The sequence below is a fragment of the Ralstonia sp. R-29 genome, from assembly GCF_049913345.1.
In the GTDB taxonomy this organism is placed as follows: domain Bacteria; phylum Pseudomonadota; class Gammaproteobacteria; order Burkholderiales; family Burkholderiaceae; genus Ralstonia.
On record NZ_CP184377.1, the window covers coordinates 1,748,348 to 1,763,156 of the forward strand.

The following is a 14,809-nucleotide window of genomic DNA, read 5'->3' on the forward strand; positions in this document are numbered from 1 at the left end:
CTGTTCTCATATGAGAGCAGGCCCCAACCTTACCGGTCTAGATTCATGACTACCGATTCCGACGATTTTCCGGGCAATCCGGACGACAACGACAAGCGCCGCACTGACCCGACTCAACGTGCGACCCGCCCCGGCAAGCGCACCACACTCGGCGTGCGCCGCGACGACGAGGGCAACACCGTGCGTTCCACCGGCAAGCCCCTGCGCGCGTCCGACCTGAACCGCGACCGCCTGCCGCTGCGTCCTTCGCAACGCCGCCCCAAGCCGGAAGAAGGCGCTGGGAAGCCGCCGCGCCAGCCCCGCCGCGATAACGATGGCCAGCCGCCGCGCGATGCCAAGCCGCGCCGCATGCAAGGCGACCGCCCACCGCGACGCTTCGATGACGAACGTCCGCCGCGTCGCTTCGAAGATCGCCCGCCGCGCCGCTCTGACGATGAGCGTCCGCCGCGCCGGTTCAACGATGAGCAACGCCCACCCCGTCGATTCGACGACCAACGCCCACCTAGGCGTTTCGATGACGAACGCCCGCCGCGTCGATTCGAAGACCGTCCGCCGCGTCGCTCCGACGATGAGCGTCCGCCGCGCCGGTTCAACGATGAGCAACGCCCACCCCGTCGATTCGACGACGAACGCCCACCCCGTCGATTCGACGACGAACGCCCACCGCGTCGCTTCGAAGACCGCCCACCGCGCCGCTTTGACGATGAGCGTCCGCCGCGCCGGTTCAACGATGAGCAACGCCCACCCCGACGTTTCGATGACGAACGCCCGCCGCGTCGCTTCGAAGACCGCCCGCCGCGCCGTTCTGACGATGAGCGTCCGCCGCGCCGGTTCAACGACGATCAACGCCCACCCCGACGTTTCGATGACGAACGCCCGCCGCGTCGCTTCGAAGATCGTCCGCCGCGCCGTTTTGACGATGATCGTCCGCCGCGCCGGTTCAACGACGAGCAACGTCCGCCCCGTCGATTCGACAACGATCAGCCTCCGCGCCGGTTTGACGAAGACCGTCCGCGCCGTTATGGCGACGACCAACGCGGCCAGCGCCGTGACGGCGATCAGCGTCCGCCTCGTCGCTTTGATGACGAACAACGCCCACGCCGTTACAGCGACGATCAGCGCCCTCCGCGCCGATTCGACGATGAGCAACGCCCCCGTCGCTATGGCGACGATCGTGCACCGCGTCGCTTTGACAACGATCGCCCGCCGCGCCGCTTTGAGGATCGGCCGCCCCGTCCACCGCGCCCCGAGCGCGAGGAACGTGCACCGCGTCAGGCTGAAGAGCGCGCTCCGCGCCCGACGCCGGAAGCCGAATCGGCCGGACTGGTTCGCTTGTCCAAGCGCATGTCGGAGTTGGGTCTGTGCTCGCGCCGCGAGGCCGATGAGTGGATTCCACGCGGCTGGGTGATCGTGGACGGTGAGCCCGTCACCGAGCTGGGCTCGCGCGTGCGCCCGGATGCCATCATCGAGATTCACCAGGCGGCGCGTTCCGAACAGGGCGAGCGTGTGACCGTGCTGCTGCACAAGCCGGTCGGCTATGTGTCTGGCCAAGCGGAAGACGGCTATCAGCCGGCCGCCGCGCTGTTCGTGCCGGAGAACCAATGGGAAGGCGACCCGACGCGTAAGCGCTTTGCGCCGTGGCAGCGCAAGGCGTTGGCACCGGCCGGCCGACTGGACATCGATTCCACCGGCCTGCTGGTGTTGACGCAAGACGGCCGCGTGGCGCGCCACCTGATCGGCGAGGATTCGACGGTGGAGAAGGAATACTTGGTGCGCGTGGTGTGGGACTCGCCGGAAGGCCGGGTCGAGCACGACATCTCCAAGGTCTTCCCGGAAGAGTTGATCGAGAAGCTGCGCTTTGGCCTGTCGCTCGACGGCGAGGAACTGAAGCCCGCGAAGGTGAGCTGGCAGAACGAGGAGCAACTGCGCTTCGTGCTGCGCGAGGGCAAGAAGCGTCAGATCCGCCGTATGTGTGAGCAGGTGGGGCTTGAAGTGGTGGGCCTCAAGCGCATCCGCATGGGCAGTATCGTGCTGGGTGACCTGCCGGTTGGGCAGTGGCGTTTCCTGGGGCCGTTCGAGAAGTTCTGAGTCCGGTCGCCGCCAAAGAAAAACCGGTCAGCGTATTGCGCGCTGACCGGTTTTTTTACGTCCGCACCCTGGCTTCAAAGGCGCGGTGCTTGGCAGGCAGCCCCGCTGGTGTTGGACGACGCTGGCATGCCGAACACCGCCTGCGCGCCGCATCGCGAGCCGAACATCTTCGCCTGATCGTGCCCCACGCCCACCACCTCGTGTGCATGGTGATTGACGCGCTTGCGACCCGCCAGATGGTGCTCATAGCGCCAGTAGTTGCGCGCACGATCCAGACGCGTCGGGCCTTCGGCCTCGGCACCGCAGAGTTTGTCGAGCACGCGGTGGTTCGGGTCGTTGTCGTCTGTGCCCACCAGGTAGGTCACGTGGCGCTGCGAATAGCGGTTGAACAGTTGCTTGCCGCTCTTGCCCACGGCATACGGAACCATATCGACCATGCCGTACTTGTAGTGATCGTAGTCCGGGCAGACGTCCGTGCTGTACCGTGCAAAGCCCTTGCCTTGCGGCCCATTCGGACGTTCGGGCGTGAAGTAGAGATACGACGAGGGATTGGCAACCACGTAGTTCAGGTCAATGCCGCGCTTGCGGATGACCTCGTCCACGTTGTTGAGCACCGCGTAGCGCTGCACGATCTGGCCGCCGCCTGAGTGGCCCGCCACGGTGACACGCTTGACGTTGGGCGCGCGCGCCGGGTCGGTCACGTAGGTCAGCAGATCGTCGAGCACCTTGAGCGAACTCAGCCCGGTGTATGGCGGGTTGGTCGCGTTGAAACCGCCAATCCAGCCATCGACCGACCACACTGGCATGCCGTCAAAGCCCTTGCCCTCATCGGGCGTGCCGGGGAAGTTCGGGGCGACAAGCAGGACCTCATCCGGATTGCGCCCGCTGGCCTTGAGCAGATCGGCGCCGGCAGCGTAGTAGTCGTTGCCGTTGCGCTGCAGGCCGTGCTGCACGAACACGACCTCGCGGATGTGCGTCAGGTCGCCATCAAGCGGATGGTTGGCGTAGACGGGGAAATCGTAGGCGGCATCGCTGCCCAGATGCACGCGTTGCCAGGCAGAGCCTTGGGGCTTCTCGGCGACCGTGCTCGTGGCCGCTGTGTCCGGCGCTTGCGGGCCCGCGCACGCAGCCAACCCGAGCATCGCTGTCATTGCCACACCCAAGGCCAGCCGGCGCCAGCTCATCAAACCATCGCGCTTCATATCGTCTCCGTGGGAGGTGGAACACGCCCACCCGGCGCCCACCCGCCCCCGCGAGTGCAGCGCTCCCGCTTGTTGTTGTGGCTTCGACGATCAGTCGTCGTAGTTGGCGGGCAATTCCGGGAACAGCACTTCGGTAAAGCCGAAACGGGTGAAATCCTTCACGCGCATGGGGTACAGCACGCCTTGCAGGTGGTCGCATTCATGCTGCACAACGCGGGCGTGGAAGCCCTCGGCAATACGGTCGATGGCGTGGCCGTGCTGATCGAAACCGGTGTAGCGCAAACGCGTATAGCGCGGCACCACGCCCCGCAGGCCGGGCACCGAGAGGCAGCCCTCCCAGCCCTCTTCCATGTCGTCGGAAAGCGGCTCGATGGTGGGATTGATCAGCACGGTCTTGGGCACAGCCGGCGCATCCGGATAGCGCTCATTGCGGTCGAACCCGAAGATCACCACCTGCAGGTCCACGCCGATCTGTGGAGCGGCCAGGCCGGCGCCGCGCGCGGCATCCATGGTGTCGAACAGGTCTTCGATCAGCGCCGTCAGCTCGGGCGTATTGAAGCGTTCCACCCGTTTGGCCACGCGCAACAGGCGGCTGTCGCCCATCTTGAGAATGTTTCGAATCACGCCCGTCTCCTCCTGGCTATTTTTGTAACAGCGCGAGCATACCCGCTTCGTCCAGAACCTTCACGCCCAGTTCTTCAGCCTTGGCGAGCTTACTGCCGGCCTCTTCGCCAGCAACGACGTAGTCGGTTTTCTTCGAAACCGAGCCGGACACCTTGGCGCCCGCTGCCTCCAGCATCGCTTTGGCTTCGTCGCGCGTCAGCGTGGGGAGCGTGCCGGTCAGCACGACGGTCTTGCCGGACAGCACACCGTCTTCTGCTGCTTCAGCAGGCATGGTGGCGAGCAGTTCCTCGCGTAGGGCATCGAGTTTGGCGAGCTGCGCGCGGTGGTCGTGCGCATCCAGCCATTCGAGCAGCGATGCCGACACATCTGCAGGCAGACCCGCCAACTGTTCGCTCTGCACACTCGCCAGTTGATTGAGCGTGGGCGCCACCACGGCCAGTTGCTTGGCGCGTGTGGCCGTCAGCTTGGGCACGCCCAGCGTGGCATACAACTCGGCGGGCTCCAGCTTTTCGCGCAGCTTGGCATTCGGTGCGTGCTCGCCCTGCGGCACAACGCCGGCTTCGAGCAGCGCATCCAGCGCCTGCTGGTTCTTCGGCTCGGCAAAGAAGTCGGCGATGGCCTCGGCGACGATGGCACCGACATCCGGCAGCGCCAACAGCAGCGGCGCCGGCGCACGACGAATGACTGCCAAGCTGCCCAGCCAGTCGGCCAACGTCTTGGCAGTCGATTCACCCACGTGCCGGATGCCCAACGCAAACAGGAAGCGCGCCAGCGGCGGCGTCTTGCTGGCGTGGATGCCCTCCAGCAGGTTTTCGGCCCACTTGGTGGCGATCTTGCCGGCGGCGACCGTCTCTGGAGTCACTCCGTCACGCTCGTCCGCGCGACGCTTCATTTCCAAGAAATCGTCGAGCGTGAGCTTGTACAGGTCGGCAATGCCGTGCACGTAATCCAGCTCGACCAGGTTGTCGATATAGCGCTCACCCAGGCCTTCGATGTCCATCATGCGGCGGCCGGCAAAGTGGCGGATCGCCTCCTTGCGCTGCGCCGAGCAGAACAGCCCGCCCGAGCACCGCGCCACCGCCTCGCCCTCTTCGCGCACCACATGCGAACCGCACACCGGGCACATCTTCGGCAACAGATACGGACCGTGCGCGGGCACCTGTTCCGCGTGAAAAAGATCGCGGCCGGGCTGCTCCACCATCGGGCGACGCTCCAGCACCACGCTCACCACCTCGGGGATCACGTCACCGGCGCGGCGCACGATCACGGTATCGCCCACGCGCACATCCTTGCGGCGGACTTCGTCTTCGTTATGCAGCGTCGCGTTGGTGACCGTCACGCCGCCAACAAACACCGGCACCAGCCGCGCCACCGGCGTAATGGCACCCGTACGGCCCACCTGCACGTCGATGGCCTCGACGGTGGTCAGCGCTTCCTGCGCCGGGTACTTGTGTGCCACCGCCCAGCGCGGCTCGCGCGTGCGGAAACCCAGCTCGCGCTGCAATGCCAGCGAATTGACTTTGTAGACCACGCCGTCGATATCGAACGGCAGGCTGTCGCGCTTGGCGCCGATGGCGGCGTGAAACTCAACCAAGCCATCGCCGCCCTTCACCGCCGCACGTTCCTTGCTGACCGGAAAGCCGAAATCCTGCAGTGCATCGAGCAAGCCGGAATGGGTCTCGGGCATCCGCTTCCAGCCCACCACCTCGCCCAGGCCATAGGCGAAAAACGACAGCGGGCGCTCCGCGGCCATCTTCGGGTCGAGCTGGCGGACAGCACCGGCTGCCGTATTGCGCGGATTGACGAACGTCTTGTCGCCGCGCTCGCGCTGGCGGGCGTTGAGCTTTTCAAAATCGTCGCGGCGCATGTAGACCTCGCCGCGCACCTCCAGCACATCGGGCACCTCACCGTTGACCGGCGAAAGCCCCAGCGGAATCTGGCGGATGGTGCGGATGTTCTGCGTGACGTCTTCGCCCGTGGTGCCGTCGCCGCGCGTGGCGGCCTGCACAAGGTAGCCGCCCTCGTAGCGCAGGTTGATGGCGAGGCCATCGAACTTCAGCTCGGCTGCGTATTCGACGGCCGGGTCGGAATCATCGAGGCCCAATTCACGACGCACGCTTGCATCGAAGGCGCGTGCGCCATTGGGCGTGGTGTCGGTCTCAGTGCGGATCGACAGCATCGGCACCACGTGCCTGACCGGCGCGAACTCGGGCAGGATCGCCCCACCCACGCGATGCGTGGGCGAATCGGGCGTCTTCAGTTGGGGGTGTTCGGCTTCCAGCGCCTCCAGCTCGCGATAGAGCCGGTCGTATTCCGCATCGGGCACGCTGGGCTGGTCGAGCACGTAGTACTCGTGGGCGTAGCGGTTCAGCGTGGCACGCAACCACGCTGCCCGCGTCTCGGGTGTCGTACCGGACGCGGGTTCAGCAGTCTTGCTCATGGAAAATTGGGGAGTCGCGTCAGTGGCTGAACAGGCGCACCGCGGTGCTGGAACCGGCCGGAATGCCACGCGATTCGAGCTTGTCGTACAGCACCCGCAGATGCTTCTGGATGGCGACGAACGATTGTTCAGTCAGCGGGCGCAGGTTGTCGTCCACCACCTGCGCGCCCATGCGCTGCGACAGCGTGTAGGCGTATTCGCAGACGAGCTTGAACGGCTTGGTGGCTTCTTCGGCCAGCGGCACGTCGAGCAGCAGCGTGATCTGGCGGCCCGCCTTGACGGTCAGGTCGTCGCGCAGGAAGTTGGTGTCGCCAAACTGCAGCGTGAACAGCGCGCGCTGCACGCCATCCGCACCGGCGTGGAAGCGCGTGAAGCGCGTGCCGTCGCGCGACAGCACCAAGCCGTCCTGCGTGGCCACCGTCTGCACGTAAGCAGCCGACCACGGCGCGCCATCGGAGATCACACTCACACCCAGTTGCACGTCGCATTCGGCGGCAAAGGCATCCAGTTCGCGCGCATTGGCAATCGTCTCGTTCATGTCCGGCAGTTCGGGCACGGCATCGGCGGCTTCCGACAGCGGATCAATGGCGTTGATGAACTCCGAGAACTCCAGCGCATTGAGCGGGCCCGAGCGGTTGGCCAGTTGCACGGCTACCTGCACGTCCAGGTAGCGCTGACCCGCGCGGATCGCTTCCCATGCATTGGCGGCGGGGTTCAGGCCTTCCACGTGGATCTGCTTGGTGCCCGCGCGACGCAGCTTCGTCATCGCCGGCAGCAGCCGGTCACCGGACACTTCGCGCTCCGGGTGCAGGGGGACGATGCAGTCGATCAACGGATCGATCACGCCGATGGCCGGCTCCAGCGAGCCCGGTGCGGGCTCTGCAGCAGCTTCCGCCACGTCGGCGTCGGCCGCTTCGAGCACGGTCTCTTCGCCGGACGGCGCCAGTTCCGCGCCGATCACACCGGCTTCGGTTTCGGCGCTGCCCGTAGCAGGGGCATTCGGCTTGGGCGAGAAGCCGGGCTCAAAGCGCGGCTCAACGCGACGCACATCCTCGGGCTCGCCACCGAGTGCGGGCTCAGCGCGTTCGGTCCAGCCGCCTTCTGCGTGATCGCGGCGCGGCGCCTCGTCGATGTGCGGGTTGTACGCCTCGGGGCGACGCGCCTTGCGGATCTGCCACTGGTTGTAAACCACGATCACCAGCACGAAGACCACGCCGGCGCCCAACAGCGCCATCACCAGGTTGTTGTCCTGTCCGAGCTGCATTTAGGCTGCCTCCGCCATGGTCAGCGCGGCATCCATATCCACCGCCACGATTCGGGACACGCCCTGCTCCTGCATGGTCACACCGATGAGCTGTTGCGCCATTTCCATCGCAATCTTGTTGTGAGAAATAAAAACGAATTGGGTCTTGTCAGACATGCGCTTGACCATGTTGGCGTAGCGCTCGGTGTTGGCGTCGTCCAGCGGCGCGTCCACCTCGTCCAGCAAGCAGAATGGGGCCGGGTTCAACTGGAACATCGCGAACACCAGCGCAATCGCGGTCAGCGCTTTCTCGCCGCCCGACAGCAGGTGAATGGTCGAGTTCTTCTTGCCCGGCGGCTGCGCCATCACCTGCACGCCCGCGTCGAGAATCTCTTCGCCGGTCATGATCAGCTTGGCCTGGCCGCCACCGAACAACGTCGGGAACAGTTCACCAAAGTGGTAGTTGACCTGGTCGAACGTGCCTTGCAGCAGCGAGCGCGTTTCCTGGTCGATCTTGTGGATCGCGTCTTCCAGCGTGGTGATGGCGTCGTTCAAATCGGCCGACTGCGCATCGAGGAAGCCCTTGCGTTCGCGCGCCGCAGCCAACTCGTCCAACGCGGCCATGTTGACGGGGCCGAGCGCGTTGATGGCGTTGTTGATGCGCGTGACTTCGCCTTGCAGATACGAAGGTTTGAGATCGCCGGTCAGGCGTTCGGCCAGCGCGGCTTCGTCCACGTTGGCAGTGGCAAGCTGCTCGGAGAACTGCTCCTGGTTCAGGCGCGCGGCCTGTTCCTTCAACTGCAGTTCGGTGATGCGATCACGCAGCGGTTGCTGGGCGCGTTCGGCAGTCAGGCGCTGCTCATCGAAGGCACGCAACTGGGCCGTCAGCGCATCCAGTTCAATGCGCGCTGCGCCGAGCTTTTCTTCCTTCTCGGCACGGCGCTCCAGCGCTTCCTGCAGGCCGGTATGCGCAGTCTGCTCGTTGATCGTTTCAAGTTCGGCGCGGGCGTTTTCCAGCGTCAGCACGATCTGCTGCGCCTGGTCGCTCGCCACCTGGATGTTGCGCTTCAACTCGGCAATGCGGTTACCCAGGTTGCGCTCGGCAAAGTGCGCTTCCTGCGCACCGCGCTCCAGATCGCGCAGTGCGTTGCGGGCGTCGCCCAGGCGGGCTTCGAGTGCTTCGAACGCCTGCTGGTTGTCTTCAAAGCGCGCCTGCATATCGGCGAGTGCCGCATCGTGCTGCTCGAAGGAGGCTTCGGATTCGGCACGGATGGCACGCTGCTCTTCAATCTGCGCGCGGATCTCTTCCAGCTCGCTGTCGATCTGGCCGCTACGCGCCTTGTAGCGGTCCATTGCTTGCGACAGCTTGAGCACGTCCATCTGCAGCACGTGTACGCGGCGTGTGGCTTGCTCGGCGCGGGCGCGCACCATGGTGAGCGTCTGGCTGGCCTGGGTGTAGGCCGCTTCGGCGCGCACCGCGTCGCTCTTGGCTTCGTCCGACAGCAGCATCTGCGCACGCACCTGCTTCTGCAGGTTTTCGATTTCCTGCGCGCGGGCCAGCATACCGGCTTGCTCGGAATCGGGCGCGTACAACTGCACCGACGATCGCCCGATCAGGTGCCCCGCCTTGACGACAAACGTGCCGCCTTCGGGCAGCATCTGGCGTGCATTGAGTGCAGCCTGCATGTCGTCGGCGATGTAAACGTCGGCCAGCCAGTCTTGCAGCACTGCGCGAATGCCCGGCTCCGTCACTTGCAGCAGCGACATCAGCGGACGCAACCCTGCTGGTGCCTCGATGGGCTTCGCAGCTGGCGGCGGCGCATAGAAAGCCAGCTTGGCGGGCGGCGCATCCGCGGCAAACGCCTTGATCCAATCGAGGTTGGAAACCTCCAGCGCGCCGAGCTTCTCACGCAGCACGGATTCCAGCGCCGGCTCCCAGCCCTGCTCGATCTGCAGCTTCTTCCAGAAGCGCGGCAGTTCGCTCAGTTCATGCTTGGCTAGCCACGGCTGGACTTTGCCGTCGGTCTGCACGTTCTCCTGCAACTGCTTGAGCGCGGCAAGACGGGCTTCCAGGCTGGCGATGGCGGCCGCTTCCGATTGCACGCGGCCCTGTGCGGCGCGGCGGGCTTCGTCGAGCTGCGGCACTTGGGTTTCGGCGTCTTCCAGCGCGGCCTGCGCTTCGGCCAGCACCTCTTCCTGCTCGGCCAGCTCAGCGCGCAGCGTTTCGAGTTGCACTTCGTCCGGCTTGTCGAGACCGCTGGATTCCTGCGACAGACGTTCGCGGCGCTGATCCAGTTGCAGCAGCGCCTGATCGGCATTGCGCTGGTGTGCGGCTTCCAGCTTGAGCGCCTGTTCCGATTGCAGGATCGCGGCACGCTGGTCATTCAACGCCGTCTGCGCGTCGCGCCATTGCGCTTCCATGGCCGGCAGTTCGTCCGACTTGCGGGCGACTTCTTCTGCGGCCTGGGCAGCGCGTTCCTCGGCCATGGCGAGTTGTTCCTCCGCCGCTGCCAAGTCTTCCTGCGCCTGCTCGCCTTGCGTGTGCCATTGGTCTTGCTGCGCGGTCAGCGTGGCGATCTGCTGCTGGATGCGGTTGCGAGACTCCACCACGTAGCGGATCTCGGCTTCCAGGCGGCTGACTTCGGCGTTGGCCTCGTACAGGGCGCCCTGCGCGGCGTGCATGGCGTCAGACGACGCGTAGTGCGCCGCGCGCATCGTTTCCAACTCGGCTTCGATGTGGCGAAGCTGCGCGGTCTGCGCTTCGAGGTCGACCTGCGCTTGCGAAATGGCGCGCTGATGGCGTTCCTGCTCGCCTTGCGCCTCGCGCTTGCGCAGCAGCCACAGCAGGTGCTGTTTCTCTTCACCGTCGGCCTGCAGCGCCTGGAAGCGCTGTGCGACTTCAGCTTGGCCCTCGAGCTTTTCGAGGTTGGTGCCGAGTTCACGCAGGATGTCTTCCACGCGCGTGAGGTTTTCGCGCGTATCGGACAGGCGGTTTTCGGTTTCGCGGCGGCGTTCCTTGTACTTAGACACACCCGCGGCTTCTTCCAGAAAGATACGCATGTCATCGGGCTTGGCCTCGATGATGCGCGAGATCATCCCCTGCCCGATGATGGCGTAGGCGCGCGGCCCGAGGCCCGTGCCGAGGAAGATATCCTGGATGTCGCGTCGGCGCACCGCCTGGTTGTTGATGAAGTACGACGACGTACCGTCGCGGCTCAAGACGCGCTTGACCGCCACTTCGGCGTACTGGCTCCACTGGCCGGCGGCGCGGCCTTCGGCGTTGTCGAACACGAGTTCGACACTGGCCCGGCCGGCCGGCTTGCGCTGCGTGGAGCCGTTGAAGATGACGTCCTGCATCGATTCACCGCGGAGTTCTGCCGCGCGTGATTCGCCGAGCACCCAGCGCACGGCGTCGATGATGTTGGATTTACCGCAACCGTTCGGGCCGACGATGCCGACGAGCTGGCCCGGAACGTGGAAATTGGTCGGATCGACGAAAGACTTGAAGCCTGCGAGCTTGATCGAAGAGAGGCGCACGTTGAGTTCGTCTCGAAGGGTTCAGCAAAGGGGATAAAGCGGGCGCCCGAGGAACGCGCCTTGGTCGCCACATTCACGCCGGGCGGCGCGAACAGGCAAGGCACGCCCCAGGGGCGCGGATGGCGCCATCATACCATTCGCGCCCTGCGCTCCCGCCAATCAAATGGCTACCAAAATGGACGAAATTTGCCGCACTGGAGGGCGAATTACTGCAAATTTGTCAGCAGTTTCACCTTCATGACAAGTTGCGTCAGTCCGGACGGCGTGTGCGCGAACGCTCCGGACTGGCCAGCCAATCGAGCAGCGCTTTGTGCAGCGCATCAGGGTCCTGGATCTGTGGCGCATGGCCCGCATCGGGAAACTCCACCAGCGTGGCGCGCGGGATGGCCTTCACCGCCGCCCGACCCAGTTCGGGGTAATGGCCGAGTTGGGCTCGGACCTCCGGCGGCGCGACATCTTTGCCGATGGCCGTGGTGTCCTTCTGGCCGATCAGCAGCAGCGTGGCCGGGCGCAAGTTGCCAAACTCATAGACCACGGGCTGGGTGTAGATCATGTCGTACAGCAGCGCGGAATTCCACGCCACAAGGTCGCGCCCCGGCCCGCGATACATGCCGGCCAGCATCTGCACCCATGGCTCGTAGTCCGCACGCCATTGGCCGGCGTAGTACGTGGACTGCTCATAGGCGCGAATGCGCTCGGCGGTGGTCTGCTTTTCGCGCGCAAGCCACTGGTCGACCGTCATCGACGGCACGCCCTTGGCTTTCCAGTCTTCCAGGCCGATCGGGTTGATCATCACCAACCGCGAGACTTCGCCCGGAAACATCAGCGCATAACGCGTGGCGAGCATGCCGCCCGTCGAATGGCCGATCACGATGGCCTGCCGGATACCGAGCGAAGCCAGCAGCGCATGCGTGTTGTTGGCCAACTGCTGGAAGGTGTACTGATACGCATGCGGCTTGCTGGATTTGCAGAAACCGATCTGGTCTGGCGCGATCACGCGATAGCCGGCATCGGTCAACGCCTGGATCGTGCCCTCCCACGTGGCCGCGCAGAAATTCTTGCCATGCAGCAGCACCACCACCTGGCCGTTTGGCTGTTTCGGGGCGACATCCAGGTACGCCATTTCCAAGGCATTGCCCTGCGACTCGAACTTGAACAACTTGACCGGCGCGGGGTACGTGAAGCCCTCCAGCCGCGGGCCATACGCGGGGCCATCATCTGCCGGCGCGGCATGCGCCGAAACAGCGGCCATCGACACGATAATCGCCAGCGCAGCGGAAATCGCACCCGGCAACGAACGCAGCAACATCAGTACACCTCGCTTGGTTTGCACGGCCTTGTTTTGCACAGCATTACTTGCGCCGCGACAGCCCCGACAACGCCCCTGCCAGGATGATCAACGCACCGCCCACCATTTCCTGGGCAGACAATCGCTCCGATGTCAGCAGCGCCGACGACACAGCCGCCACCACAATCTCAAACAGCATCAGCAGCGCAGCGCGGTTGGCCGGCAAGCGTTGCAGGCCACGCTGCACCAGTGCATTGCCGCCGACGAGCACGCATGCCATGCCAAGCAGCAGCGCCCAGGTATTCGCCTGCGCGAGGGCCGCCGTGGGCACCGCCTGCACGCCATCCACCAACATCGCCGCCGGCAACCCGACCGCCGCGCAGCCGGTAAACACCACCACAGTGCGCATCTCCGGCCGCATGGTCGGATGGCGCTGCCCTGCCAAGCGCGACAGCACGTTGTTACACGCAAACGCGAGCCCCGCAATCAGCCCCGCCCATTCCGCCGCCGAGCCCGGCCACGGCGTGCCGGCCTCGCCAGACCACAGCATCATCACCGCGCCCGACAGTGCCAGCGCGAGCAACGCGCCACCGCGCCAACCCAACCGCTCATGCAGCCACAAGCGCGCCAGCAGCGCCGTCCACACTGGGGTCAGATAGAACAGGAGCAGCACACGCATCACCGTGCCATGCACCGTGCCCCAAACAAAGCCGGCGTTGGTCACGCCGGCTGCCAGCGCTAATGCCAGAATCACCCACGACCACTGGAAGGTGCGGAAATGGCGTCGCAGCAACACGGCGGCCAGCACGGCCGCCACGGCACCCGTCGTCGACGAGGCCAGCATGCTGCCCAAGCCCCTGCTCGCCAGCAGGCGATACGGATACCAGGAAATGCCCCACACCGATGCGCCCAGCAGGATGAAGAGCGCGGCTGTCCATTGCGGCTCGTGGTGGGTGGCGGCGTTCGCCGGGGTGCCCGATACAGGCGCCGAAGACGTCATCATTGTCATGAATTCAATAAAAAACGGCGGAAAACCGCCGCTTCCTGCAATGTTCCGGGGTTATGCGGGTTCTCTTAGGGCGGTCAACACACGTTGGCCGTATAATTTCGGGCTTCCCGCCAAGCGCCACGCTGGCTTACCCAACCCGCCCCGCACCGTGAATCCGCGCCTGTCCGCCCTGCAGCCGTATCCGTTCGAAAAACTGAAAGCGCTCGTCAAGGACGTGACGCCCAGCGCCGCCCATACGCCGATCAGCTTCGGCATCGGCGAGCCCAAGCACCCGACGCCTGCGCTCATCAAAGATGCGCTCGTGGCCGCGCTCGGCGGGCTGGCGAATTATCCCACGACGCTGGGCTCCGATGCACTGCGACAGTGCATCGCGGCATGGCTGGAGCGTCGTTACGGCTTGCCGAAGGTTGATCCGGCCACCGAGGTCATCCCCGTGAACGGTTCGCGCGAGGCGTTGTTCTCATTCGCCCAGACCGTGATCGACGGCAGCAAGCCCGGCGCCCGTGTGCTGTGCCCGAATCCGTTCTACCAAATCTACGAAGGCTCGGCCCTGCTGGCTGGCGCGACGCCGCTGTTCGCCAACAGCAACCCGGCACGCAACTACGCGCCCGATTTCGATTCGATCACGCCGGAAGAATGGCGCAACGTGCAGCTCGTCTTCGTGTGCAGCCCGGGCAACCCGACCGGCGCCGTGCTCACGCTGGAAGACTGGAAGCAGCTCTTCGCGCTGTCGGACGAATACGGTTTCATCATCGCGTCGGACGAGTGCTATTCCGAAATCTATTTCGACGAAGCCAATCCGCCGCTGGGCGCGCTGCAGGCTGCGCACCAACTGGGCCGCGGCTTTGAGCGGCTGGTGATGTTCTCCAGCCTGTCCAAGCGTTCCAACGTGCCGGGCATGCGCTCCGGCTTCGTGGCGGGCGACGCCAAGCTACTCAAGGCGTATCTGCTGTATCGCACGTATCACGGCAGCGCGATGAGCCCGTCGGTGCAATCCGCTAGCATCGCCGCGTGGAACGACGAAACGCACGTGCGCGACAACCGCGCGCAATACGTCAAGAAGTTCCAGCAAGTCACGCCGATGCTGGCCGAAGTGCTGGACGTGGCCCTGCCCGACGCGGCCTTCTACCTGTGGGCCAACGTTAAGCGCACGGGCCTGTCGGATACCGAATTCGCACGCCAACTCCTGGCCGCCAAGAACGTCGCCGTGCTGCCGGGCAGCTACCTTGCCCGCGAGGCACACGGCACGAACCCTGGCCAGGACTACGTGCGCATCGCGCTGGTGGCCGGCGTGGACGAATGCCTGGAAGGCGCGCGCCGCATTGCCGAGTTTTGCCAGCAACGCTGATCTCTCATCCCTTTTTCGAATCTCTCCTAG

The 14,809-nt window shown here is 65.1% G+C and carries 9 protein-coding genes; 2 read left to right on the forward strand and 7 right to left on the reverse strand.

The genetic code is table 11. The features are described from left to right. Positions 1-45: 45 nt before the first annotated feature. A complete protein-coding gene (locus ACN9M1_RS08200; protein ID WP_426398715.1) occupies positions 46-2,088 on the forward strand; it encodes a pseudouridine synthase in 2,043 nt (680 codons plus the stop codon). A 74-nt stretch (positions 2,089-2,162) separates the two neighbouring features. On the opposite strand, the gene ACN9M1_RS08205 is transcribed toward ACN9M1_RS08200, so the two are convergent. The 7 genes from ACN9M1_RS08205 to ACN9M1_RS08235 all read right to left on the reverse strand — a co-directional run bounded on the left by ACN9M1_RS08205 (position 2,163) and on the right by ACN9M1_RS08235 (position 13,422). Beyond that, positions 2,163-3,290, reverse strand: a complete 1,128-nt coding sequence (locus ACN9M1_RS08205) for an alpha/beta fold hydrolase (RefSeq protein WP_426398716.1) — start codon at positions 3,288-3,290, stop codon at positions 2,163-2,165. A gap of 90 nt (positions 3,291-3,380) precedes the next feature. Beyond that, positions 3,381-3,914 (reverse strand): peptide deformylase, encoded by a 534-nt coding sequence (gene def, locus ACN9M1_RS08210; protein WP_426398717.1) that lies wholly within the window; start codon positions 3,912-3,914, stop codon positions 3,381-3,383. A 16-nt stretch (positions 3,915-3,930) separates the two neighbouring features. After that, positions 3,931-6,354 (reverse strand): NAD-dependent DNA ligase LigA, encoded by a 2,424-nt coding sequence (gene ligA, locus ACN9M1_RS08215; RefSeq protein ID WP_426398718.1) that lies wholly within the window; start codon positions 6,352-6,354, stop codon positions 3,931-3,933. A 19-nt stretch (positions 6,355-6,373) separates the two neighbouring features. Then, positions 6,374-7,618, reverse strand: coding sequence for a cell division protein ZipA C-terminal FtsZ-binding domain-containing protein (locus ACN9M1_RS08220; protein WP_426398719.1), 1,245 nt, complete (start codon positions 7,616-7,618; stop codon positions 6,374-6,376). Beyond that, positions 7,619-11,134 (reverse strand): chromosome segregation protein SMC, encoded by a 3,516-nt coding sequence (smc, locus tag ACN9M1_RS08225; protein ID WP_426398720.1) that lies wholly within the window; start codon positions 11,132-11,134, stop codon positions 7,619-7,621. 250 nt (positions 11,135-11,384) lie between these two features. After that, positions 11,385-12,386, reverse strand: coding sequence for an alpha/beta fold hydrolase (locus tag ACN9M1_RS08230; protein ID WP_426398826.1), 1,002 nt, complete (start codon positions 12,384-12,386; stop codon positions 11,385-11,387). Between the two features lie 100 nt (positions 12,387-12,486). Then, positions 12,487-13,422 (reverse strand): DMT family transporter, encoded by a 936-nt coding sequence (locus tag ACN9M1_RS08235; RefSeq protein WP_426398827.1) that lies wholly within the window; start codon positions 13,420-13,422, stop codon positions 12,487-12,489. Positions 13,423-13,579: 157 nt separating this feature from the next. Here ACN9M1_RS08235 and dapC point away from each other — a divergent pair, with 157 nt between their 5' ends. Next, positions 13,580-14,779 (forward strand): succinyldiaminopimelate transaminase, encoded by a 1,200-nt coding sequence (gene dapC / locus ACN9M1_RS08240; protein WP_426398721.1) that lies wholly within the window; start codon positions 13,580-13,582, stop codon positions 14,777-14,779. The last annotated feature ends 30 nt before the right edge of the window (positions 14,780-14,809 follow it).

What these genes read in the sequence shown, in the direction of transcription:
- ACN9M1_RS08200 (WP_426398715.1), top strand. Translation starts at nt 46, where the DNA reads ATGACTACCGATTCCGACGATTTTCCGGGCAATCCGGACGACAACGAC.
- ACN9M1_RS08205 (WP_426398716.1), bottom strand. Translation starts at nt 3,290, where the DNA reads ATGAAGCGCGATGGTTTGATGAGCTGGCGCCGGCTGGCCTTGGGTGTG.
- ligA (WP_426398718.1), bottom strand. Translation starts at nt 6,354, where the DNA reads ATGAGCAAGACTGCTGAACCCGCGTCCGGTACGACACCCGAGACGCGG.
- ACN9M1_RS08220 (WP_426398719.1), bottom strand. Translation starts at nt 7,618, where the DNA reads ATGCAGCTCGGACAGGACAACAACCTGGTGATGGCGCTGTTGGGCGCC.
- ACN9M1_RS08230 (WP_426398826.1), bottom strand. Translation starts at nt 12,386, where the DNA reads ATGGCCGCTGTTTCGGCGCATGCCGCGCCGGCAGATGATGGCCCCGCG.
- ACN9M1_RS08235 (WP_426398827.1), bottom strand. Translation starts at nt 13,422, where the DNA reads ATGACGTCTTCGGCGCCTGTATCGGGCACCCCGGCGAACGCCGCCACC.